Source organism: Faecalimonas hominis (assembly GCF_054660755.1).
Window position 1 is genome coordinate 1 of record NZ_BAAHSH010000082.1, and the last position, 2,437, is coordinate 2,437.

Annotated in this window: 3 protein-coding genes; all 3 read left to right on the forward strand. The window is 41.9% G+C overall.

The features are described from left to right. The coding region (gene istA / locus ACYQ35_RS11495; RefSeq protein WP_459833700.1) for an IS21 family transposase at positions 1 to 1,191 on the forward strand (1,191 nt) is incomplete at its 5' end. After that, the gene (locus tag ACYQ35_RS11500; protein ID WP_459833703.1) at positions 1,188 to 1,967 is read left to right on the forward strand and encodes an ATP-binding protein; all 780 of its coding nucleotides are present in this window, start codon (positions 1,188 to 1,190) and stop codon (positions 1,965 to 1,967) included. The genes istA and ACYQ35_RS11500, both read left to right, overlap by 4 nt. Continuing rightward, the gene (locus ACYQ35_RS11505; RefSeq protein WP_009462047.1) at positions 1,960 to 2,157 is read left to right on the forward strand and encodes a mobility-associated LCxxNW protein; all 198 of its coding nucleotides are present in this window, start codon (positions 1,960 to 1,962) and stop codon (positions 2,155 to 2,157) included. Before ACYQ35_RS11500 ends, ACYQ35_RS11505 begins: the two co-directional genes overlap by 8 nt. The last annotated feature ends 280 nt before the right edge of the window (positions 2,158 to 2,437 follow it).

Sequence of the window (2,437 nt, forward strand, 5' to 3'; positions counted from 1 at the left end):
GCTGCATCAAAGAAAGCAACTCTCAGAATTAAGCGCAAACCAGGAGAAACAATGGAAGTAGACTGGGTAGGCGATACGCTTAAAGTTTATGATGCTGCCAGTTGCTACGATATACCTGCATATATATTTGTTGCTGTTCTTCCATGCAGTTTGTATGGATATGCAGAAGCATTCCCAGATATGAAATCCAACCACTGGATAGAAGCTCATATCCATGCGTATTCATTCTTTGGTGGTGTAACACGTATTCTTGTACCAGATAATCTTAAAACAGGTGTGATTAAAAACACACGGGCAGAGCTTGTACTTAACCGTTCCTACCACGAAATGGCAGAGTACTATGGAACTGCAATTATTCCTGCCCGACCGGTAAAACCGAAGGATAAACCGAATGCGGAAGGCACTGTAAAAGTTCTTGAAACATGGATTCTTGCAGCACTAAGGAACCGGAAGTTCTTCACTTTTGAAGAACTCAATAAAGCCATCCATGAAAATCTTGAGGAATTCAATGCAAAGCCTTTCCAGAAAAAGAAAGGAAGCCGGTTATCTGCATTTCTTGAAGAAGAAAAGGACTTCCTCATGCCATTACCTGCTTCCCCGTATGAAACGGCTGTCTGGTCAACTGCCACCATACAACCTGATTATCTCATAAAAATCGGAGATTGCAAGTATTCTGTTCCGTATGAATTTATTGGCAAGAAGGTCGATATCCGCGCTACGGAAAACAGTATTGAAGTTTTTTACCATAGCAACCGTATAGCATCGCATGTGCGCAGGTCTTACTCTCCGGAACCGATTTATGTACCGGAGCATATGCCTGAAAACCACAGAAAATTTTTGGAATACAACACAGACAGTTTTCTGAACTGGGGAAAGAGTGTTGGCCATTCCACCCTTATTGTAGTAAAACATTTTTTATACATGCATAAGGTAGAGCAACAGGGATATAAATCCTGTGCATCGCTGATGAAGCTTGCTGACCGCTATGGTACGCAACGTTTGGAAAACGCCTGTATCAAGGCACTTAGTTACACACCAAGCCCAAGTTTAAAAAATATCAGTACCATTTTGAAAAATGGTCAGGATAAAGTGGCAGTAGCAAAGGTTGTTTCCAATGCTGCCAATAAAGAGAGTTCCAAGTATGGCATCACCAGAGGTGCCTCCTATTACGAAGGAGGTGACCGTTTATGATTCGTCAGTCAACCATAGACAAGCTGCATGATATGCGATTATCTGCAATGTCAGATGCCTTTGAATGCCAGTGCAAGGATCCTGACACCTATCAGGGATTATCTTTCGAAGACCGGTTCGGTATGCTGGTTGATAAAGAATGGGATAAGCGAAAAAGCACAAAGCTGCAAAAACTTATCCGCAGTGCTGAATTCCGTTATCCCAATGCGTGTATGGAAGATATCGAGTATCATCCTGACCGAAATCTGGATAAAGGACAGATGCTGGAATTCTCCACCTGCCGGTATATATCTGATGACCACCATATCATTCTAAAAGGAGCATCTGGGAATGGAAAAACATATATCGCATGTGCGCTTGGAATCGCAGCCTGCAGGAACTTTATCAAAGTACGTTATGTGCGCCTGCCTGATCTATTGAATGAGCTGGCTGTTGCACATGGGGACGGCACGCTGAAAAAAGTAATTAAAGCATATCAGAAGATTGATCTTTTAATTCTGGATGAATTCTTGTTAAGCCCCGTATCCACGGAACAGACACGGGAACTTCTTGAAATCACTGAGGCCCGTAGTGTGAAAGGCTCTGTAATCTTCTGCACACAGTTTGAACCGAAAGGCTGGTACAGCCGCATCGGAAATGACTGTGATGCCACTATTTGCGAAGCAATCATCGACCGGATCATTCATAATTCCTATGAGGTGATGCTTGATGGCCGCATATCCATGAGGGAACGTCATGGCATTCATGCTTCCCGGAAAGGAGCTGCCAATGACTGATTATTGTGCTTTCAGCAAAGACCATAAATGCGTTAAGTTTACGGATTATGAAATAACCCGCCACGAATTAGAAGAAGCCGATGAACTGTGTCATGGTAATTGGATAGAAATCCAGCATCTAAGAGAATACATTGACCGTTTACAGGCACTTCTTATAGAGCATGGGATAACTATTCCAGATGAATACTAATTAAATGACTGCACTCTGCTCCGGAAAGATATGCACTATTTTTCCGGAAAAGGGTGCTTTGAATTTCGAGAGTATGAAACTTTTTCTGTAAATAATGTTTTAGAAGGTCTTCTATGGTAAAATATTTTATCATAAGGAGGCCTTTTATTATGGCAAGAGAAAAGAAACCTGTACACAGAGTACAAATGACAGAAGGAAAACGTAACATTATTCACCAACTCTTGGAAGAATACGATATCCGATCAGCAGAAGATATCCAGGATGCTCTGAAAGATCTTCT

Excerpts from the sequence above, each read along its gene's own strand:
- ACYQ35_RS11500 (WP_459833703.1), top strand. The coding sequence starts at position 1,188 with ATGATTCGTCAGTCAACCATAGACAAGCTGCATGATATGCGATTATCT.
- ACYQ35_RS11505 (WP_009462047.1), top strand. The coding sequence starts at position 1,960 with ATGACTGATTATTGTGCTTTCAGCAAAGACCATAAATGCGTTAAGTTT.